Genomic DNA, 18625 nt, shown 5'->3' on the forward strand with positions numbered 1-18625 from the left:
ACCGAAGGGAACGAGGCCGTGCGCCCGTCCGACGACGCCCGGGCCGCCGCCCGGGCCCGCACCGCACCCGTGTCCGGCCTCCAGCGCGGCCTCTGGTTCCTCGACCACCTGGACCCGAGGAGCATCACCTACACCACCCCCTGGACCTACGAGGTCACCGGCCCGCTCGACCTCGGCCTGCTGGCCCGCGCCCTGGAGGCCGTCACCGCCCGCCAGGAGGCCCTGCGCACCACCTTCGCCCTGCATCCCGACGGCCCCCGCCAGCACGTCCACGACACCCTCGCCGTGCCACTGGCCGTCACCGACCTGCGGGCCCTTCCCGAGGCCGAACGCGCCGAGCGGTCCGAGGAGTTGATCGCCGAACGGGCCGCCGAGCCGTTCGACCTCGCCACCGGCCCGCTGCTGCGCGCCGAGGCGTTCCGGCTCGCCGACGAGCGCACCACCCTGCTGTTCGTCGTCCACCACATCATCTGGGACGGCTGGTCCGCCGAACTCTTCGAGCGCGAACTCGCCGAGCACTACCGGGCGTTCGCCGCACAGCGGACCCCGGACCTGCCGGCCCTCGCCACCGGGTACGCCGACTGGGCCGAGGAGGAGCGGCTCACCTCCTACGAGGAGCACCTCGCCTACTGGAAGGACCGCCTCGACGGCGCGCCCGCCCTGCTCGACCTGCCCGCCGACCGCCCGCGCCCCGCCGAGCGGAGCGAACGCGGCGCCACCGAGCACTTCGGCCTCGCCCCCGGCACCGCCACCCGGGTCCGGGCCCTCGCCGAACAGGAGGGCGCCACCCCCTTCACCGTGCAGCTCGCCGCCTTCGCCCTGCTGCTGAACCGCTGGACCGGCGCCGACGACCTGCTCGTCGGCACCCCGGTCACCACCCGCAACCGGCCCGAACTCGCCGACCTGCTCGGCTACTTCGTCAACCTCCTGCCGCTGCGGATCAAGCTCGACCCGGGCGCGACCTTCCGCGGGCTGGTCGCCGACCTCCAGGACGGCGCCTTCGACGCCTTCGGCTACCTCGACGTGCCGTTCGACCAGCTGGTCGACCACCTCGGCACCGCCCGCACCCCGCAGCACCCGCCGCTGGTCCAGGTGGTGTTCGGCGCCCACGGCGAGGACGACACCCCGCTCGCCCTCGGCGCGGCCACCGGCCGGCGCACCGTCCGCTCCAACGGCACCAGCAAGTTCGACCTCACCTGGTCCGTCTTCGAGCCCGCCGGCGAAGGGCCGGACGCCCTGCGCGGCGAGGCCGAGTACAGCACCGACCTCTTCGACGCCGCCACCGTCCGCCGTCTCGCCGCCGACTACGCGACCCTGCTGGACGCCGCCCTCGCCGACCCGGACGCCACCGTGCTCCGGCTCACCGCCGCCCCCGCGGCCGGGCAGCGTCCCCGCCCCGCCCGGCTCGACGAGGGCCACTGCCTGCACCACCTCTTCGAGCGGGCCGCCGACGCGCACGGCGGCCGGCCGGCCGCCGACGACGGGCGGGAGCGCCTCGACTACGCCGAACTCGACCGCCGTGCCAACCGGTTGGCCCACACCCTGCGCGCCCACGGGGTGCGCCCCGGCGACCGGGTCGGCCTGCTGCTGGAACGCACCGTCGCCGTCCCGGTCGCCGTCCTCGCCGTCCTCAAGACCGGCGCCGCCTACGTGCCGGTCGACCTCGCCGCCCCCGCCGACCGGGCCGCCCTGGTCTTCGGCGACACCGCCGTCACCGCCGTCCTCACCGACCGCCCCGACCGCGCCCCCGACGGCCCCTGGCAGACCCTCGACCTCACCGCCCGGGCCGCCGAGATCGCCGCCCGCCCCGACACCCGCCCGCCCGCCGCCGGCCGCCCCGGCGACCTCGCCTACCTGATCTTCACCTCGGGCTCCACCGGCCGCCCCAAGGGCGTCGCCGTCGCCCACGAGCACGTCACCCGGCTGCTCGACTCCGGCCGCGAGCACTTCGGCTTCGGCCCCGACACCACCTGGACGCTCTTCCACAGCTACGCCTTCGACTGGACCGTCTGGGAACTGTGGGGCGCGCTGCTGCACGGCGCCCGCCTGCTCGTCGTGCCGTACCTGACCAGCCGCTCGCCCGAGGAGTTCGCCGCGCTCCTCGACGAGCAGGACGTCACCCACCTGTGCCTCACCCCCTCCGCGCTGCGCCAGCTCGAACCGGCCCTGCGCCGCCGCCCCCGGGCGCTGCCCGCACTGCGCTGGATCATGCTCGGCGGCGAGGCCCTGGACCCGGGCGTCGTCCAGCGCTGGCACGAGCTCGACCCGCTGCCGCCCGCCCGGCTCTGCAACCTCTACGGCATCACCGAGACCACCGTCCACGTCACCGTCCACGACGTCGCCGAGGGCGGCGCCGGCTTCGAACGCAGCCTCATCGGCGAGCCCATGGCCCACCTCACCGCGGCCGTCCTGGACGACTGGCTGCGCCCCTGCCCGCCCGGCGTCCCCGGCGAGCTCTACATCGGCGGCGGGAGCCTCGCCCACGGCTACTGGGGCCGCCCCGGCCTCACCGCCGGCCGCTTCGTCGCCGACCCCGCCGGACCGCCCGGCGCCCGCCTCTACCGCACCGGCGACGTCGCCAGGCGGCTGCCGGACGGCGGCCTGGAGTACGTCGGGCGCGCCGACTTCCAGGTCAAGCTGCGCGGCTTCCGGATCGAGCTCGGCGAGATCGAGAACGCCGTCGCCGCCCACCCGGACGTCGACGCCTGCGTGGTCACCGTGCACGAGGACCGGCTCGCCGCCTACGTCACCGGCCGCGCCCCCGAGGACCTGCGCGGCTTCCTCGGCCGCTCGCTGCCCGCCTACATGGTCCCGGCGAGCGTCACCGTGCTGGACGCCCTGCCGCTCACCGTCAACGGCAAGGTCGACCGCGCCGCACTGCCCGCCCCCGGGCGTGCCGCCCCCGAACGGACCGGGCGGCACGCCGAGCCGCGCACCCCCGAGGAGGAACTGTTCGCCGCCGTGTGGACCGAGGTGCTCGGGGTGCCCGGGATCGGCGTCCACGACGACTTCTTCCACCTCGGCGGCGACTCCATCCGCGCCGTCCAGCTGGCCGGCGCCCTGCACGACCGGGGCTGGCAGCTCTCCCTGCGGGACGTCTTCAACGCGCCCACCGTCGCGGCCCTGCTGCCGCTGGCCCGGCCCGTCGAGGCCGACCCCGACGCCGGCCGGCCGTTCGCGCTGATCGACGAGGACGACCGGGCCGAGCTGCCGCCCGGGATCGTCGACGCCTACCCGATGGTCTCCATGCAGCTCTCGATGGTCTTCCACATGGAGGTCGCCGGCGGCACCGACAGCTACCACAACGTCAACTCCTACCGCTTCGGCGGCGAGCTCGACGAGACCGCGCTGCGCCGCTCCGTCAACGAGGCGATGGCCCGGCACGCCGTGCTGCGCACCGGCCTCGACCTCTCCGGCTACGGCGAACCGCTCCAGCTGGTGCACGGCACGCTGCCCGCCCCGGTCGAGTTCGCCGACCTGCGCGGGCGCACCGAGCAGGAGCAGGACGCCGCGATCCGGGCCGTCTTCGAGCACCACCGCGACCGGCCGTTCGACCTCACCGCGCCCCCGCTGTTCCGGATCACCGTCCAGCGCCTGGCCGCCGACGCCTTCCAGCTCACCATCTCCGAACACCACGCGATCCTCGATGGCTGGAGCTTCACCTCCCTGCTCACCGAGATCCTCGAACGGCACGCCGCACTCGCCGCCGACCCGGTCTCCGCGCCCGCCCCGCCGCCGCGCACCGCCTTCCGCGACTTCGTGGCCGTCGAACGGGCCGCCGCCGCGGACCGGGACTCGCTCGCCTACTGGCACCGGCGGCTCGACGGCGCCACCGGCCAGCTCTGGCCGGGCAGCGAGGACGTCCACGAGCTGCCGCGCACCGTCGAACGGGTGCTGCCGGACGCGCCCGGGCAGCTGCGGGCCGTCGCCGACGCGCTCGGCGTCCCGGTCAAGTCCGTCGCCCTCGCCGCCCACCTGCACGCCCTCGCCCGCATCACCGGGCGCCGCCGGGTCACCACCGGACTGGCGATGAACGGCCGGCTCGAACGGCTCGGCGGCACCGAGGTCTACGGGCTCTTCCTCAACACCGTCCCGCTGGTCGCCGAACCCGGGGACGACCTGGCGGCGCTGGTGCGGCACGTGCACCGCGAGGAGCTGGACATGATGCCGCACCGCCGGGTGCCGTTCGCCCGGCTGGCCCGGATGATGGCCGACACCGCGCTCGACAGCCAGTTCGGCTACCTGCGCTTCCACGCCCTCGGCCGGCTCAGCGCGGCCCGCATCGAGGACGGCCGGATCGGCACCGAACCCACCTACCGGCACGAGCCGAACAGCTTCACCTTCGGCGCCTCGCTGATCCAGGACCCGGTCACCCAGCGGGTGCTGCTCGCCGTGGACCACCAGCGGGCGCTGGTCGACGACGCCACGGCGGAGGAGTTCATGGACGCCTACGCGGCGGCCCTGGCCCGCCTGGCCTCCGACGTCTGACCCCGACTCCGGGCAGCACCGCCCACCCCACCCCACCCGTCAGCTCAGCCCAGTGAGGAGCACCCCCGCCATGACCACCTTCGCGGAGCCGGTCACCGTCGCCCCGTCCACCCCCGCCGTCGCCACCGACCTGCTGTCCCGGCTGCGGGCCGCCGTCGCCGCCCACCCCGGCCGGCCCGCCGTGCACGCCGCCGACGGCAGCCTCGACTTCGCCGCCCTGGAGCGCCGCACCGCCGCCCTGGCCGCCGCCCTGCGCGCCGCCGGCGTCCGGCGCGGCGACCGGGTCGGCGTCCACCTCGCCCGCACCCTCGACCTGCCGGTCGCGCTGCTCGCCGTCTGGCGGGCCGGCGCCGCCTACGTCCCGCTGGACCCCGCCTACCCGGCCGAGCGGATCGCCTTCATGGCCGCCGACGCCCGGCTGACCGCGGTGGTCAGCGCGCAGGCGGCGCCGCCCGTCCCGGCCGGTGTCACGGTGCTGCGCCCGGACGCCGCCGTGCCCGCCGTCCCCGCCGCTCCCGGCCCGGCCGACCCCGACGCCCCGCACCCGCTGGACCCCGCCTACGTCATCTACACCTCCGGCTCCACCGGCCGCCCCAAGGGCGTCGAGGTGCCGCACGGCGCCGTCGCCGACCTCGTCGCCGGCCTGGAGGGCATCGGCGCCTACCGCCCCGGGCCGTCCGTCGTCGCCTGGAACGCCAGCGTCTCCTTCGACGCCTCCGTCCAGCAGTGGGCCCGGATCTGCCGCGGCGACACCCTCGTGGTCGTCGACGACGCCCGGCGCGCCGACCCGGCCGCCCTGGCCGCCCTGCTCGACGAGCACGCCGTCACCGACCTCGACCTGACCCCGTCCCACTGGCAGCTGCTGCGCGAGCCGCTGCTCGGCGGCGGCGCACGCGTCCCGCGCCTGTTCATGGGCGGCGAGCCCGTCCCCGGGCGCACCTGGCGCGAGCTGGCCGACGGCGGCGTCGAGGCGTTCAACCTCTACGGGCCCACCGAGTGCACCGTCGACGCGATCGCCGCCCGGATCACCGGCCCCGGCCCGCACCTCGGCGCGCCGCTGCCCGGCGTCCGCGCCCACCTGCTGGACGAGCGGCTGGTGCCGGTCACCGAGCCCGGCGCGGTCGGCGAGCTGTACCTCGGCGGACCCGGCCTGGCCCACGGCTACGCCGGGCAGCCGGGCCTGACCGCCGGCCGGTTCGTCGCCGACCCGTTCGCCCAGGAGCCGGGCGCCCGGATGTACCGCACCGGCGACCAGGCCCGCCGCTCCGCCGACGGCCTGCTGGAGTACGTCGGGCGGGTGGACCGCCAGGTCAAGCTGCGCGGCTTCCGCGTCGAACTCGGCGAGGTCGAGCACGCCGTCGCGGCCCTGGACGGCGTCGGCGCCGCCGCCGTCACCGTGCACGAGCCCGCACCCGGGGACACCCGCCTCGCCGCCTACGTCACCGGCGCCTCCGCCGACCCCGCCGCCCTGGTCGCCGCCCTGCGCCGCACCCTGCCCGCCCACCTGGTGCCGGCCACCGTGACCGTCCTGGACGCCCTGCCGCTCACCCCGAACGGCAAGGTCGACCACCGCGCCCTGCCCGCCCCGGCCGCCCCGGCGGCGCCGGAGGCCGCCGGCGGGGGAGTGGCGGAGCAGGTCGCCGAGGTGTGGCGCACCGTGCTCGGCGTCCCCGAGGTGCTGCCCACCGACGACTTCCTCACCCTCGGCGGCCACTCCCTCGCCGCCCTGCGGGTGGTCCACCTGCTGCGCCGCAAGCTCAACGTCGAGCTCCAGCTGCGCCACCTGCTGGACGCCGCCGACCTCGCCGCCTTCACCGAGGCCGTCCAGCGCGCCGCCACCACCGCCCCGGCCACCGCCCGCCCCACCCTCGCCCCCCGCCGCCCGGCCGTCCGATGAGCACCACCCCCCACCCACACCCGGGCACCCGGCAGCCGGTGCCGCCTGCGGCAGACCTCGCTGCGGCGGCGGTGGCCCCTGTGGCTGCTGGTGGCTCGCAGTCTGGGGCCGGGCGGCTGGTGTCGCCTGCAGTGGACCTCGCTGCGGTGGCGGTGGCCCCTGTGGCTGCTGGTGGCTCGCAGTTCGGGGCTGGGCAGCTGGTGTCGCCCGATGCGGACCAGGCCGCGCTGGCGGACGATCCTGTGGTTGCTGGTGGCTTGCACTTCGGGGCCGGGCAGCCAGTGTCGCCCGATGCGGACCCCGCTGCGCTGGCGGACGGTTCTGTGACTGTTGGCGGTCCGCAGTTCGGGGCCGGGCAGTTGGCGTCGCCTGCGGCGGACCTCGCTGCGGTGGCGGTCGTCCCTGCGGCCGCCGGTGGTCCGCAGTTCGGGGCTGGGCAGCCGGTGTCGCCCGTGGCGGTCCAGGCCGCGCTGGCGGACGGTTCTGTGGTTGTTGGTGGCTCGCCGTCCGGCGCTCGGCCGCCGGTGACCTTGGGGCCGGCCGGGCCGATGTGGCTGAGTGTGGTTCTTCCTCGCGGCCGGTTGCTGGCCCGGCGGGGGGAGAGGCCGCTTCCGTGGCGGTCGTCGGTGCGCAGATGGTCGCGGACCTCTCGGCGACCGGGACCTCGGTTCCCACCGATGCCGCTGAGCCCCGGGCCCTTGCCTCCGCCCGCCCGGCGATCATCCCCAGCTCTCGGCCGGTTCGCTTGATTGCGGATGGCCCTGTGACTGCCCGGCAGCCGGTGACGCCCGAGACGGCCGAACACGGTGCGCGCTCGCGGCCGGTTGGTCCGGTGGCGGATGGCCCTGTGACTGCTGGTGGCCAGCTGTTCGGGGCCCGGCAGCCGGTGCCGCCCGGCGTGGCTGAGTGTGGTTCCTCCGCGCGGCCGATGGCCGGCCCGGTAGGGGGAGAGGCCGCTTCCGTGGCGGTTGGCGGTGCGCAGATGGTCGCGGACCTCTCGGCGACCGGGACCTCGGTTCCCGCCGATGCTGCTGAGCCCCGGGCCCTTGCCTCCGCCCGCCCGGCGATCACTCCCCGCTCCCGGCCGATCATCGACGCCACGGCACCGGGTGATGCGGCAAAGCACCCGACAGCCATGGCTGTGGCAGCCGATGGCCCACGACTCGGGGCTCGGCGGCCGGTCAGGCCGGCCACCGGACAAGTCGGCGTGGGCGAGCACGGCTCTGTCGCACGGCCCGAACGCCTGGCGGCCGCCGACACGGTACCGGGACCGGTCGTCCCGGTGGCATCCGACGGCGCGCAGCCCGGCGCCCGGCAGCCGGTTGTTTCAGCCGCTGTCCCGGGTGCTGGAGCCGGGGTCCGGTCGTCGGCAACTCCTCCGTCCCGTCCGGTGGGTGGTGGCGTACAGCCGGTCGCTTCGGCCGCTGTCCCGGTCGATGGAGTCGACGTTCGGTCGCTCGCTGCCGCGTCTGCTCGGCCGCCGATCACTCCTCGGCCCCGTCCAGTGGTCGGTGCCGCGCAGTCCGGTGCGGCCCGGTCCCTCGCCTCCGCCGTCGCCCGGCCGCGCCCGGCCCCGGCCCCGGCCGTTCCGGCCACCCGGCCCCGCACCGAGGGGGACTGGTTCCTCCTCCCCGCGCCCCGGCCCGCCGCCCAGGTCAGGCTGTTCTGCTTCCCGCACGCCGGTGGGGACGCCACCGCCTTCACCCCGCTGGCGCGGCACCTCGCCCCCGCCGCCGAGGTGTGGGCGCTGCGCCCGCCGGCACGCGGCGGGCGCAGCCGGGACCCGATGCCCGCCGGCTTCGCCGACCTGGTCGAGGCGGTCGCCGGGGCCCTCGCCCCGCACCTCGGCCCCGGCCACCGGGCCGCCTTCTACGGGCAGAGCTTCGGCGCCCTGCTCGCCTACGAGGTGGCCCGGGCGCTGCCCGCCGACCGCCGGCCCGAGCTGGTGGTGGTGGCCGGGGCGCCCTGCCCCGCCGAGTGGACCGAACGCGAGTCCAAGGACCTCGACGCCGCCGAACTCCTGCGCCTGACCGGCCTGGAGGAACTGGTCCGGGCCGATCCGGAGCTGGTCGAGCTGGCCCTCGGCGGCATCCGCACCGACCTCGCGGTCAGCGCCACCTACCGGTACCGGCCGCATGCCCCGATCGGCTCCGCGCTGTACGCGCTGGCCGGCGCCGACGACCCGATGCTCGCCACCACCGACCTCACCGGCTGGGCCGCCCACACCCGGGGCGCCTTCGGCCACCGCGTCCTGCCCGGCGGGCACCTGCTCGCCACCGTCGACCGGCCCGGCCCGGTCGACCTCCTGAGCACCCTCCTGAGCACCCTCCCCACCACCAAGGAGCAGCCGTCATGGTGACCACCACCTCCGTCGACCTCACCGACCCCGCGCTGTGGGCCCGCCCCGACACCCCGGAGCTGGTCGCCGAACTGCGCGCCCAGGCGCCCGTCCACCGCACCGACACCGTCGACGACGGGCCGATCTGGTCGGTGATGACCTACCGGGAGTCGGCCGACGTGCTGCGCAACGCGGCCGTGTTCAGCTCGGAGTCCGGCTCGCTGCTGGGGGCCGGTGTCGGCAACGTCCCGGTCGGCTCGGGCCGGATGATGGCCCTCACCGACCCGCCCCGGCACCGCGAACTGCGGGCCCCCGCCAATCCGTTCTTCTCCAAGGGCGGAGTGCGCGGTGCCTCCCGCTCGATCGCCGACCGGGCCGCCGAGCTCTTCGACCGGGCCGTCGAGCAGGGCGAGGCGGACCTCGTCGACGTGGTCTCCGCGCTGCCGCTGGCCGTCATGTGCGACCTGCTGGACGTTCCGGAGAAGGACCGCGACATGGTGGTCCGGGTCTGCGACGTGGCGTTCCTCGGCGCCACCCCGGAGGAACGCCGGGCCGGGCACCAGCAGTTGATCCCCTACCTGCTGCACCAGGTGATGCTGCGCCGCAGCGACCCGCGCGACGACCTCATCTCGATGATGGCCACCTACAAGGTGAACGGCCGGCTGCTGCCGGTCGAGGACGTCGTGCTCAACCTGGACAACATCGTGGTCGGCGGCGTCCAGACGGTCCGCCACACCGCCGCGATGGGGCTGCACACCCTGGTCAACCGTCCCGACCTGTGGCGGCAGTTGCAGCGCGGCGAGGTGTCGATGGACTCGGCGGTGGACGAGCTGCTGCGCTGGACCTCGGTCGGGCTGCACACGCTGCGCACCGCCACCCGGGACATCGAGCTGGCCGGGCGGCAGATCCGCCGGGGCGACCGGGTCGCGGTGTGGGTGTGGTCGGCGAACCGGGACCCGGAGGCCTTCGAGGCGCCCGAGGAGATCCGCCTCGACCGCTCGCCCAACAAGCACCTGGCGCTCGGGCTGGGCGCCCACTACTGCATCGGCGCGCCGCTGGCGAAGACCGAGCTGAGCGCGCTGTTCACGGCGGCGCTGGAGAAGGCGTCGTCGATCGAGCCGGCCGGCCCGGCGGAGTTCAACCGCTCGATCATCAACTTCGGCCTGGACCGCTTCCCGGTCCGGCTCACCCCGCGCTGAGGAGCAGGAGCACCCCGACCGACCCCCGCCCGCCCGACCGACCCCCCGCCCGCCGACCCCCGCCCGACCCCCGGTACACCCCTGCGACGAGGCCCGCGCAGGAGGACGGCAGTCCCGGAACTGCCGCTCTCCTGCCGGGCCTCGTGCCGCTTCCGGACCCGGCGCGCCCCTACCTTCGAATCACCGCACCACGACCACCACCTCACCGAGGAGACCACCGTGAGCAACCCGTTCGAGGACGACAACGCCGGCTACCTCGTCCTGGTCAACGACGAGAACCAGCACTCGCTCTGGCCGGTCTGGATCGACGTGCCGGCCGGCTGGACCACCGTCCACGGCGAGGCCCCCCGCCAGGAGTGCCTGGAGTGGATCGAGGCCAACTGGACCGACATCCGCCCGGCCTCGCTGGTCGCCGGCCTCGACCGCCGGTGAGCGCCGCCATGGTCACCTGGGAGCTGAACCCCGGCCGCCCGGCCCTCGCCCACGTGCCGGCCGGCGCCGACCTCGCCGAGGGCTGCGCCTGGCTGCGCGCGCACGAGGCCGAGCTGACCGCCGCGCTGCACCGACACGGCACGATCTTCCTGCGCGGCCTGCCGGTCGCCGCCACCGAGGACGTCGCCGCCGTGCGCGACGTCCTGATCCCCGAGCCCACCCCGTACCGGGAGAAGGCCACCCCGCGCAGCGACTTCGGCAACGGCGTCTTCTCCTCGACCGACCTGCCGCCCGCGCAACCGATCCGGATGCACAACGAGAACAGCTACACGCTGACCTTCCCCGGCCGGCTGCTGTTCGCCTGCCTGATCGCCCCGGAGGAGGGCGGCGCCACCCCGACGGCGGACGTCCGCAAGGTCCTCGCCGCCCTGCCGGCGCACCTGGCCGAGCGCGGCCGGACCTCCGGCTGGACCCTGAACCGCAGCTACTCCGACTACGTCTCGCTGGGCTGGCGGACCGCCTTCGCCACCGAGGACCGCGCCGAGGTCGAGCGCTACTGCCGGGAGAACGGCATCTCCTGGGAGTGGACGGCGGACGGCAACCTGCGCACCAGCCAGCTGCGCCCGGCCACCATCCACCACCCGCACACCGGCGAGGAGGCCTGGTTCAACCACCTGGCGTTCTGGAGCGAGTGGTCGCTCGACCCGGACATCCGGGAGGCCATGGTCGAGGAGTTCGGCCCGGACGGCCTGCCGTTCAACACCGGCTTCGGCGACGGCGAGCCGCTCACCCGCGAGGACGTCGAGGCGCTGAACGCCGCCTACGAGGCCGCCACCGTCCGGGAGACCTGGCAGGCGGGCGACGTGATGCTGGTCGACAACGTGCTCTGCGCGCACGGCCGCGACCCGTACCGCGGCGACCGGAAGATCGCCGTCGCGATGGGCCGCCCGGTCGACGTCCTCGACTGCCGCCCCTCGGTCCTGCCGACCACCGCCGTCGCCGCGTGACGGCGCCCCCCACCCGCCCGTGACGTGAGCAGAGGAAGCACCGTGATCCCGGTTTCGTACGCACAACAGCGTCTGTGGCTGATCGACCAGATCGAAGGGCCGACCGCGCTCTACAACCTGCCGTTCGCGGTCCGCCTGCGCGGCCCGCTCGACACCGCCGCGCTGCGTGCCGCGACGGCGGACGTGGTCGCCCGGCACGAGGCCCTGCGCACGGTGTTCCCGGTGGACGGGGAGGGCGTGCCGGTGCAGCACATCCTGCCGTCGGCGGAGGCGTCGATCGCCTTCGCGACGGTGGAGTGCGCACCGGCCGGCTACCCGGCCCTGCGGGACGCGGAAGCCGCCCACGCCTTCGACCTGAGCAACGAACTCCCCATCCGGGTCACGGTCTTCTCGCTCACCCCGACCGAAGGAAGCACCCCCGAAGACACCCCCGAAGACACCCCCGAAGACACCCCCGGACGCACCCCCGAACACGTGCTGCTGGTGGTGCTCCACCACATCGCCGGTGACGGCTGGTCGCTCGGTCCGCTGCTGCGCGACCTCGCCGCCGCCTACTCCGCCCGGCTCTCGGACGGCGAGCCGCAGTGGGAGCCGCTGCCGGTGCAGTACGCCGACTACGCCCTGTGGCAGCGCGAGCTGCTCGGCGAGGAGTCCGACCCGTACAGCCTGATGAGCCGTCAGCTCACGTACTGGCGCGACAGGCTGGCCGGTCTTCCGGAGGAGCTGGAACTGCCGGCGGACCGCCCCCGCCCGCCCGCGCCGACCGGCGCCGCCGACGCCGTGCCGTTCACCCTCGCGCCCGCCCTGCACGCCGCGCTGGCCGACCTCGCCCGCGGCCACCGCGCCACCCTGTTCGCCGTGCTCCAGGCGGGCCTGGCCGCGCTGTTCACCCGGCTCGGCGCCGGGACCGACATCCCGCTCGGCACCGGTGTGGCCGGCCGCTCCGACGAGGCGCTGAGCGACCTGGTCGGCTTCTTCGTCAACACCCTGGTGCTGCGCACCGACACCTCCGGAGACCCGTCCTTCGCCGAACTCCTGGACCGGGTCCGGGAGGCGCAGCTGGACGCCTTCGTGCACCAGGACGTGCCGTTCGAGCGGCTGGTCGAGGAGGTCAACCCGGCCCGCGCGCTCGGCCGCCACCCGCTGTTCCAGACCCTGCTGGTGCTCCAGAACCACGAGGAGGGCGAACTCGGCCTGCCCGGGCTGGAGTCGGCGCCCGAGCCGCTCGGCCTGCGGGTCGCCAAGTTCGACCTCAACATCGGCATCACCGAGCGGCACGGCCCGGACGGCGCCCCGGCCGGCCTGGAGGGCTCCGCCGAGTACGCCGCCGACCTGTGGGACCGCGCCACCGTCACCGCCCTGTTCGAGCGCTTCGGCCGGCTGCTCGCCGCCGCGGTGGCCGACCCGGAGGCACCGATCGGCAGCCTGGACATCCTCGCCCCCGAGGAGCGCACCCGCCTCGCCGAGGACTGGAACGCCACCGCCGCGCCCGTGCGCACCGGCTCGCTGCCCGCCCTGTTCGAGGCCCGGGCGGCCCGCACCCCGGACGCCGTCGCCCTCGCCCACGACGGCGGCACCGTCAGCTACGCCGAGCTCAACACCCGCGCCAACCGGCTCGCCCACCACCTGCTCGCCGCGGGCGTCGGCCCGGAGTCGCCGGTCGCCCTGCTGATGGAACGCTCGGTGGACCTCGTGGTCGCCACCCTCGCCGTGCTCAAGGCGGGCGGCTGCTACGTGCCGATGCACGCGAGCCTGCCGCCCGAGCGGATGACCGCGCTGCTCGCCGACACCGCCGCGCCGGTCCTGCTCACCGACCGCGCCGAGCCCGGCTTCGCGCACACCGCCACGGTGGTGCGCCCCGGCGACGAGGCGCACCGGCCCGGCCACGACCCCGCGCTGCCCGTCCACCCGGACCGGCTGGCCTACGTGATGTTCACCTCCGGCTCCACCGGCACCCCCAAGGGCGTCGCCGTCCGCCACCGCGACGTCGTCGACCTCGCCGACGACCGCCGCTGGCGCGACGGGCGGCACGAGCGGATTCTGCTGCACTCCCCGCACGCCTTCGACGCCGCCACCTACGAGCTGTGGGCGCCGCTGCTGCACGGCGGCACCGTCGTCGTCGCCCCGCCCGGCACCCTGGACGCCGCCGCCCTGCACGCCCTCGCCGTCCGGCACGGCGTCACGGCGGTCTTCCTCACCAAGGCCCTGTTCGACCTGGTCGCCGAGCAGGCCCCGGAGACCTTCCGCGCCCTGCGCACCGTCTGCACCGGCGGCGAGGCCGCGTCCGGCACCCTGATGCGCCGCGTCCTGGACCACTGCCCGGACCTGCTGCTCGCCCACGTCTACGGGCCCACCGAGGCCACCACCTTCGCCACCCACCACCACCTGCGGCCCGCCGACCTGGACGGCGCCCGGGCGCCGATCGGCCTGCCGCTGGACAACATGCGCGCCCACGTCCTGGACGCCCGGCTGCGCCCGGTGCCGCCCGGGGTGCCCGGCGAGCTGTACGTCGCGGGGGCGGGCCTGGCCCGCGGCTACTGGCGCCGGGCGGCGCTGACCGCCGAACGCTTCGTCGCCGACCCCTACGACCGGGGCGGCCGGATGTACCGCACCGGCGACCTGGTGCGCCGCCGCTCCGACGGAGCCATCGAGTTCCTCGGCCGGATCGACGGCCAGGTCAAGCTGCGCGGCTTCCGGATCGAGCTCGGCGAGATCGAGGCCGCGCTCTCCCGCCACCCCGCCGTCCGCCAGGTCATCGTCGTCCCCCGCGAGGACCGCCCCGGCGACACCCGGCTGGTCGGCTACTGCGCCGCCGACGGAGGCGCCGCCGACGGCGCCGGGACGAACGGCACCGGGGCGGACAGCACCGGGGCGGACGGCACCGGGACCACCGCCGACCTCGCCGCCGAGCTCAAGCGGTTCGCCGCCGAGTCGCTGCCCGGCTACATGGTGCCCTCCGCCGTGGTGGTGCTGCCCGCCCTGCCGCTGAACGCCAACGGCAAGGTCGACCGGCGCGCCCTGCCCGCCCCCGACCTCACCGCCGACACCGCCGGCCGCGCCCCGCGCGACGAGCGCGAACAGGCCCTGTGCACGCTGTTCGGCGAGATCCTCGGCCTCGACGGCATCACCGTCGACGACGACTTCTTCGCCCTCGGCGGCCACTCCCTGCTCGCCACCCGCCTGGTCGGGCGGGTGCGCACCGAGCTCGGCCTCGAACTCGCCATCGGCGACCTCTTCCAGGCCCCGACCGTCGCCGCCCTCGCCGCCCGGATCGCCGGCGCCCCGGCCCGCCCCGCCCTGCGCCCGGAGCCGCGCCCCGAGCACCTGCCGCTCTCCTTCGCCCAGCGCCGCCTCTGGTTCCTCGGCAAGGCCGAGGGCCCCGCCGCCACCTACAACGTCACCCTCGCCCTGCGGCTGACCGGCCCGCTGGACACCGCCGCCCTGGAGGCCGCCCTCGGTGACGTCGCCGCCCGCCACGAGAGCCTGCGCACCGTCTTCACCGAGCTCGACGGCGTGCCCCACCAGCGGGTGCTGGCCGCACCGCCCGCGCCGCTGCTCACCGTCACCGACCGCCCCGCGCAGGACCTCGTCCACCACACCTTCGACCTGGCGGCGGACGTGCCGCTGCACGCCTACCTGCGGCCCGAGGGCCCCGAGGAGCACGTCCTCACCCTGGTGATGCACCACATCGCCAGCGACGGCTGGTCGCTGCGCCCGCTCTTCCGCGACCTCGCCGAGGCCTACACCGCCCGCCGCGCCGGCGCCGGACCGTCCTGGCGGCCGCTGCCCGTCCAGTACGCCGACTACACCCTCTGGCAGCACCGGCTGCTCGGCGCGGACGGCGACCCGCGCTCGCTGCTCGGCGGCCAGCTCGCCCACTGGCGCGAGGCCCTGGCCGGACTGCCCGACGAGCTGCCGCTGCCGCTGGACCGCCCGCGCCCGCCCGTGCCCACCCACCGCGGCGACGTCGTCGAGCTGGACCTCGACGCCGCCCTGCACACCCGGCTCGTCGCGCTGGCCGCCGAGCACGGCGTCACCCTGTTCATGGTGCTCCAGGCCGCCTGGGCCGCCCTGCTGCACCGCTTCGGCGCCGGCGACGACCTGCCGATCGGCACCCCGCTGGCCGGGCGCCTGGATACCGCCCTGGACGACCTGGTCGGCTTCTTCGCCAACACCCTGGTGCTGCGCACCGACCTGAGCGGCACGCCCACCTTCGCCGAGCTGCTGGCCCGCGTCCGGGAGGCCGACCTGGCCGCCTACGCCCACCAGGACGTGCCGTTCGAGCGCCTGGTCGAGGAGCTGAACCCGGCCCGCACCCTCGCCCGGCACCCGCTGTTCCAGGTGATGATCGCCTTCGACAACACCGCCGGCGCCGGCCCCGTCTTCCCCGGCACCCGCGCCGCCCACGAGCCGCTGGGCCTGCCCACCACGGCCTTCGACCTCACCCTCAGCCTCGCCGAGCGCCACCACCCGGACGGCGCCCCGGCGGGCCTGTCCGGCGGCCTGGAGTTCGCCGTCGACCTGTTCGACCGCGCCACCGCCGAGCGGCTCGCCGCCGCGCTGGTCCACCTGCTCGCCCAGGCCGCCGAGCAGCCGCACCGCCCGCTCGCCGACCTGGACGTGCTCGGCACGCAGGGGCACGCGCAGCTCGCCCGCTGGCACGACACCGCCCGCCCCGGCGGCGAGGTGCTCCTGCCGGCCGCCTTCGCCGCCCAGGCCGCCGCCACCCCGGACGCCACCGCCCTGGTCTTCGGCGGGCTGCGGCTGAGCTACGCCGAGCTGAACGCCCGCGCCAACCGGCTCGCCCACGGCCTGATCGCCGCCGGCATCGGCCCCGAATCGCTGGTCGCCCTCGCCCTGCCCCGCTCGGCCGAGTCGATCGTCGCCCAACTGGCCGTGCTCAAGGCCGGCGCCGCCTACCTGCCGCTGGACTCCGACTACCCGCGCGACCGGCTCGCCCACATGCTGGCCGACGCCCGCCCGGCCGCCGCGCTGAGCACCGCCGCCTGGCCGCTGCCCGAGGTGCTGGACGGCCTGACCGTGCTGCCCGCCGACGCCGGGGCCTGGGCCGGGCGGCCCGCCGACGAGCCGCCCGTGCGGATCGGCCCCGAGCATGCCGCCTACGTCATCTACACCTCCGGCTCCACCGGCCGCCCCAAGGGGGTCGTGGTCCGCCACGGCGGCGTCGCCAACCTGTACGCCTTCCACCGCGACACGACCCTCGCGCTCGCCCGGCAGGCCCACCCGGGGCGGCGGTTCACCTTCGCCTCGACGGCCTCGACCTCCTTCGACACCTTCCTCGAAGGGATGCTCTGGCTGACCGCCGGCCAGGAACTGCACCTGCTCGACGACACCCTGCGCCGCGACGCCGCCGCCATCGTCCGCCACCTCGACCGCACCGGCGCCGACGTCCTCGACGTCACCCCCGGCCAGGCCGAACGGCTGGTCGAGGAGGGCCTGCTCACCACCTGCCCGCCCGCCGTGCTGATGATCGGCGGCGAGGCCTGCGGCCAGCAGCTGTGGACCACCCTGTCCGCCGCCCCCGACACCCTCGTGCTCAACATCTACGGGCCCACCGAGTGCACCGTCGACGCCCTGCACCACCGCCTCGACGCCACCGTCACCCGCCCGGTGATCGGGCGTCCGCTGTCCAACCTGCGCGCCCACCTGCTCGACGCGCGGCTGCGCCCGGTGCCCGTCGGCGTGCCCGGCGAGCTCTACCTGAGCGGCGCGGGGCTGGCCCGCGGCTACCTCGGCCGCCCGGCGCTGACCGCCGAGCGCTTCGTCGCCGACCCGTACGACGAGGGCGCCCGGATGTACCGCACCGGCGACCTCGCCCGGCGCCGCGCCGACGGCTCGGTGGAGTTCCTCGGCCGCACCGACCACCAGGTCAAGGTGCGCGGCTTCCGGATCGAACTCGGCGAGATCGAGGCCGTCCTGGCCGGCCACCCGCAGGTGCGGCAGGCCGCCGTGCTGCCGCACCGGGACGGCACCGCCGGCACCCGGCTGGTCGCCTACCTGGCCACCGGCGCCGACCCGGCGGAGCTGCGCGCCCACGCCGCCGCCGCGCTGCCCGACTACATGGTCCCGGCGGCCTTCGTCACCCTGGAGGCGCTGCCGCTCAACGTCAACGGCAAGCTCGACCGGGCCGCCCTGCCCGCCCCCGACTTCACCGCGAGCGCGGGGGGCCGGGCCGCCCGCACGGCCCGCGAGGAGATCCTCTGCGGCCTGTTCGCCGAGGTCCTCGGCCTGGAGGGCGCCGTCTCGATCGACGACGACTTCTTCGCCCTCGGCGGCCACTCGCTGCTCGCCACCAAGCTGCTCAGCCGGGTCCGCTCGGTGCTCGGCGCCGAACTCGGCATCCGGGACGTCTTCGAGGCCCCGACCGTCGCGGGCCTGGCCGAGCGCCTGGACGGCGCCGAGGTCCGGCCCGCGCTCACCGCCGCGGCGCGCCCCGAGCGGCTGCCGCTCTCCTTCGCCCAGCAGCGGCTCTGGCTGATCGACCGGATGGAGGGCCCCGGCGCCCTCTACAACATGCCGCTCGCGCTGCGGCTCACCGGCGAACTCGACCGCGCCGCGCTCACCGCCGCGCTCGGCGACCTGGCGGCCCGGCACGAGAGCCTGCGCACCGTCATCGCCGAGCACGACGGCGAGCCCTACCAGCGGATCCTCGCCGACGCCGCCGTTGCGGTCGAACTCCTCGACTGCGCGCCAGAGTCCGTCGACGCCGAGGTGGACCGCGCCGCCCGCCGCCCGTTCGACCTGGCCGCCGAGCCGCCCGTGCGGGCCACCCTGCTCCGGGTCGCCGAGGACGAGCACGTGCTGGTGGTCGCCCTGCACCACATCGTCGGCGACGGCTGGTCGATGGGCCCGCTGCTGCGCGACCTCGCCGAGGCCTACACCCTGCGCCTCGGCGGCGAGCGGCCGCTCTTCGAACCGCTCGCCGTCCAGTACGCCGACTACGCGCTCTGGCAGCGCGAGCTGCTCGGCGACGAGGCCGACCCGCAGAGCCTGCTCGCCCGCCAACTCGCCTACTGGCGCGAGACCCTGGCCGACCTTCCGGAGGAGATCGCGCTGCCCGCGGACCGTCCGCGCGGCGCCCGCGCCGACCACCGCGGCGAGCGCGTCGCCCTGCCGATCGACGCCGGGCTGCACCGCGCACTCGTCGCGCTCTCCCGCGAGCACCGGGTCACCCTCTTCATGACCCTCCAGGCCGCGCTCGCCGCCCTGCTCACCCGCCTCGGGGCGGGCACCGACGTGCCGA

Annotated in this window: 7 protein-coding genes; all 7 read left to right on the forward strand. The window is 76.1% G+C overall.

Going from position 1 to position 18625, the window contains the following annotated elements; all coding sequences use genetic code 11:
• Positions 1-18: 18 nt before the first annotated feature.
• Complete coding sequence (locus ACFXAM_RS04735) at positions 19-4488, forward strand: amino acid adenylation domain-containing protein (protein WP_380287549.1); 4470 nt, start codon at positions 19-21, stop codon at positions 4486-4488.
• Between the two features lie 70 nt (positions 4489-4558).
• Entirely contained in the window at positions 4559-6385 is a 1827-nt protein-coding gene (locus ACFXAM_RS04740; RefSeq protein ID WP_380287550.1) for a non-ribosomal peptide synthetase, read from the forward strand.
• A gap of 1504 nt (positions 6386-7889) precedes the next feature.
• A complete protein-coding gene (locus ACFXAM_RS04745; protein ID WP_380287551.1) occupies positions 7890-8744 on the forward strand; it encodes a thioesterase II family protein in 855 nt (284 codons plus the stop codon).
• On the forward strand, positions 8738-9922 hold the full coding sequence (locus ACFXAM_RS04750; RefSeq protein ID WP_380287552.1) for a cytochrome P450: 1185 nt from the start codon (positions 8738-8740) through the stop codon (positions 9920-9922). The genes ACFXAM_RS04745 and ACFXAM_RS04750 overlap by 7 nt, the downstream gene beginning before the upstream one ends.
• A 219-nt stretch (positions 9923-10141) precedes the next feature.
• Positions 10142-10354, forward strand: coding sequence for an MbtH family protein (locus tag ACFXAM_RS04755; RefSeq protein WP_030311462.1), 213 nt, complete (start codon positions 10142-10144; stop codon positions 10352-10354).
• A gap of 8 nt (positions 10355-10362) precedes the next feature.
• Entirely contained in the window at positions 10363-11361 is a 999-nt protein-coding gene (locus ACFXAM_RS04760; protein ID WP_380287553.1) for a TauD/TfdA family dioxygenase, read from the forward strand.
• Between the two features lie 42 nt (positions 11362-11403).
• Positions 11404-18625 (forward strand): amino acid adenylation domain-containing protein (locus ACFXAM_RS04765; RefSeq protein WP_380287554.1); only part of this gene is annotated, 7222 nt, incomplete at its 3' end.

The sequence above is a fragment of the Kitasatospora sp. NPDC059462 genome (assembly GCF_042749955.1).
GTDB lineage: Bacteria > Actinomycetota > Actinomycetes > Streptomycetales > Streptomycetaceae > Kitasatospora.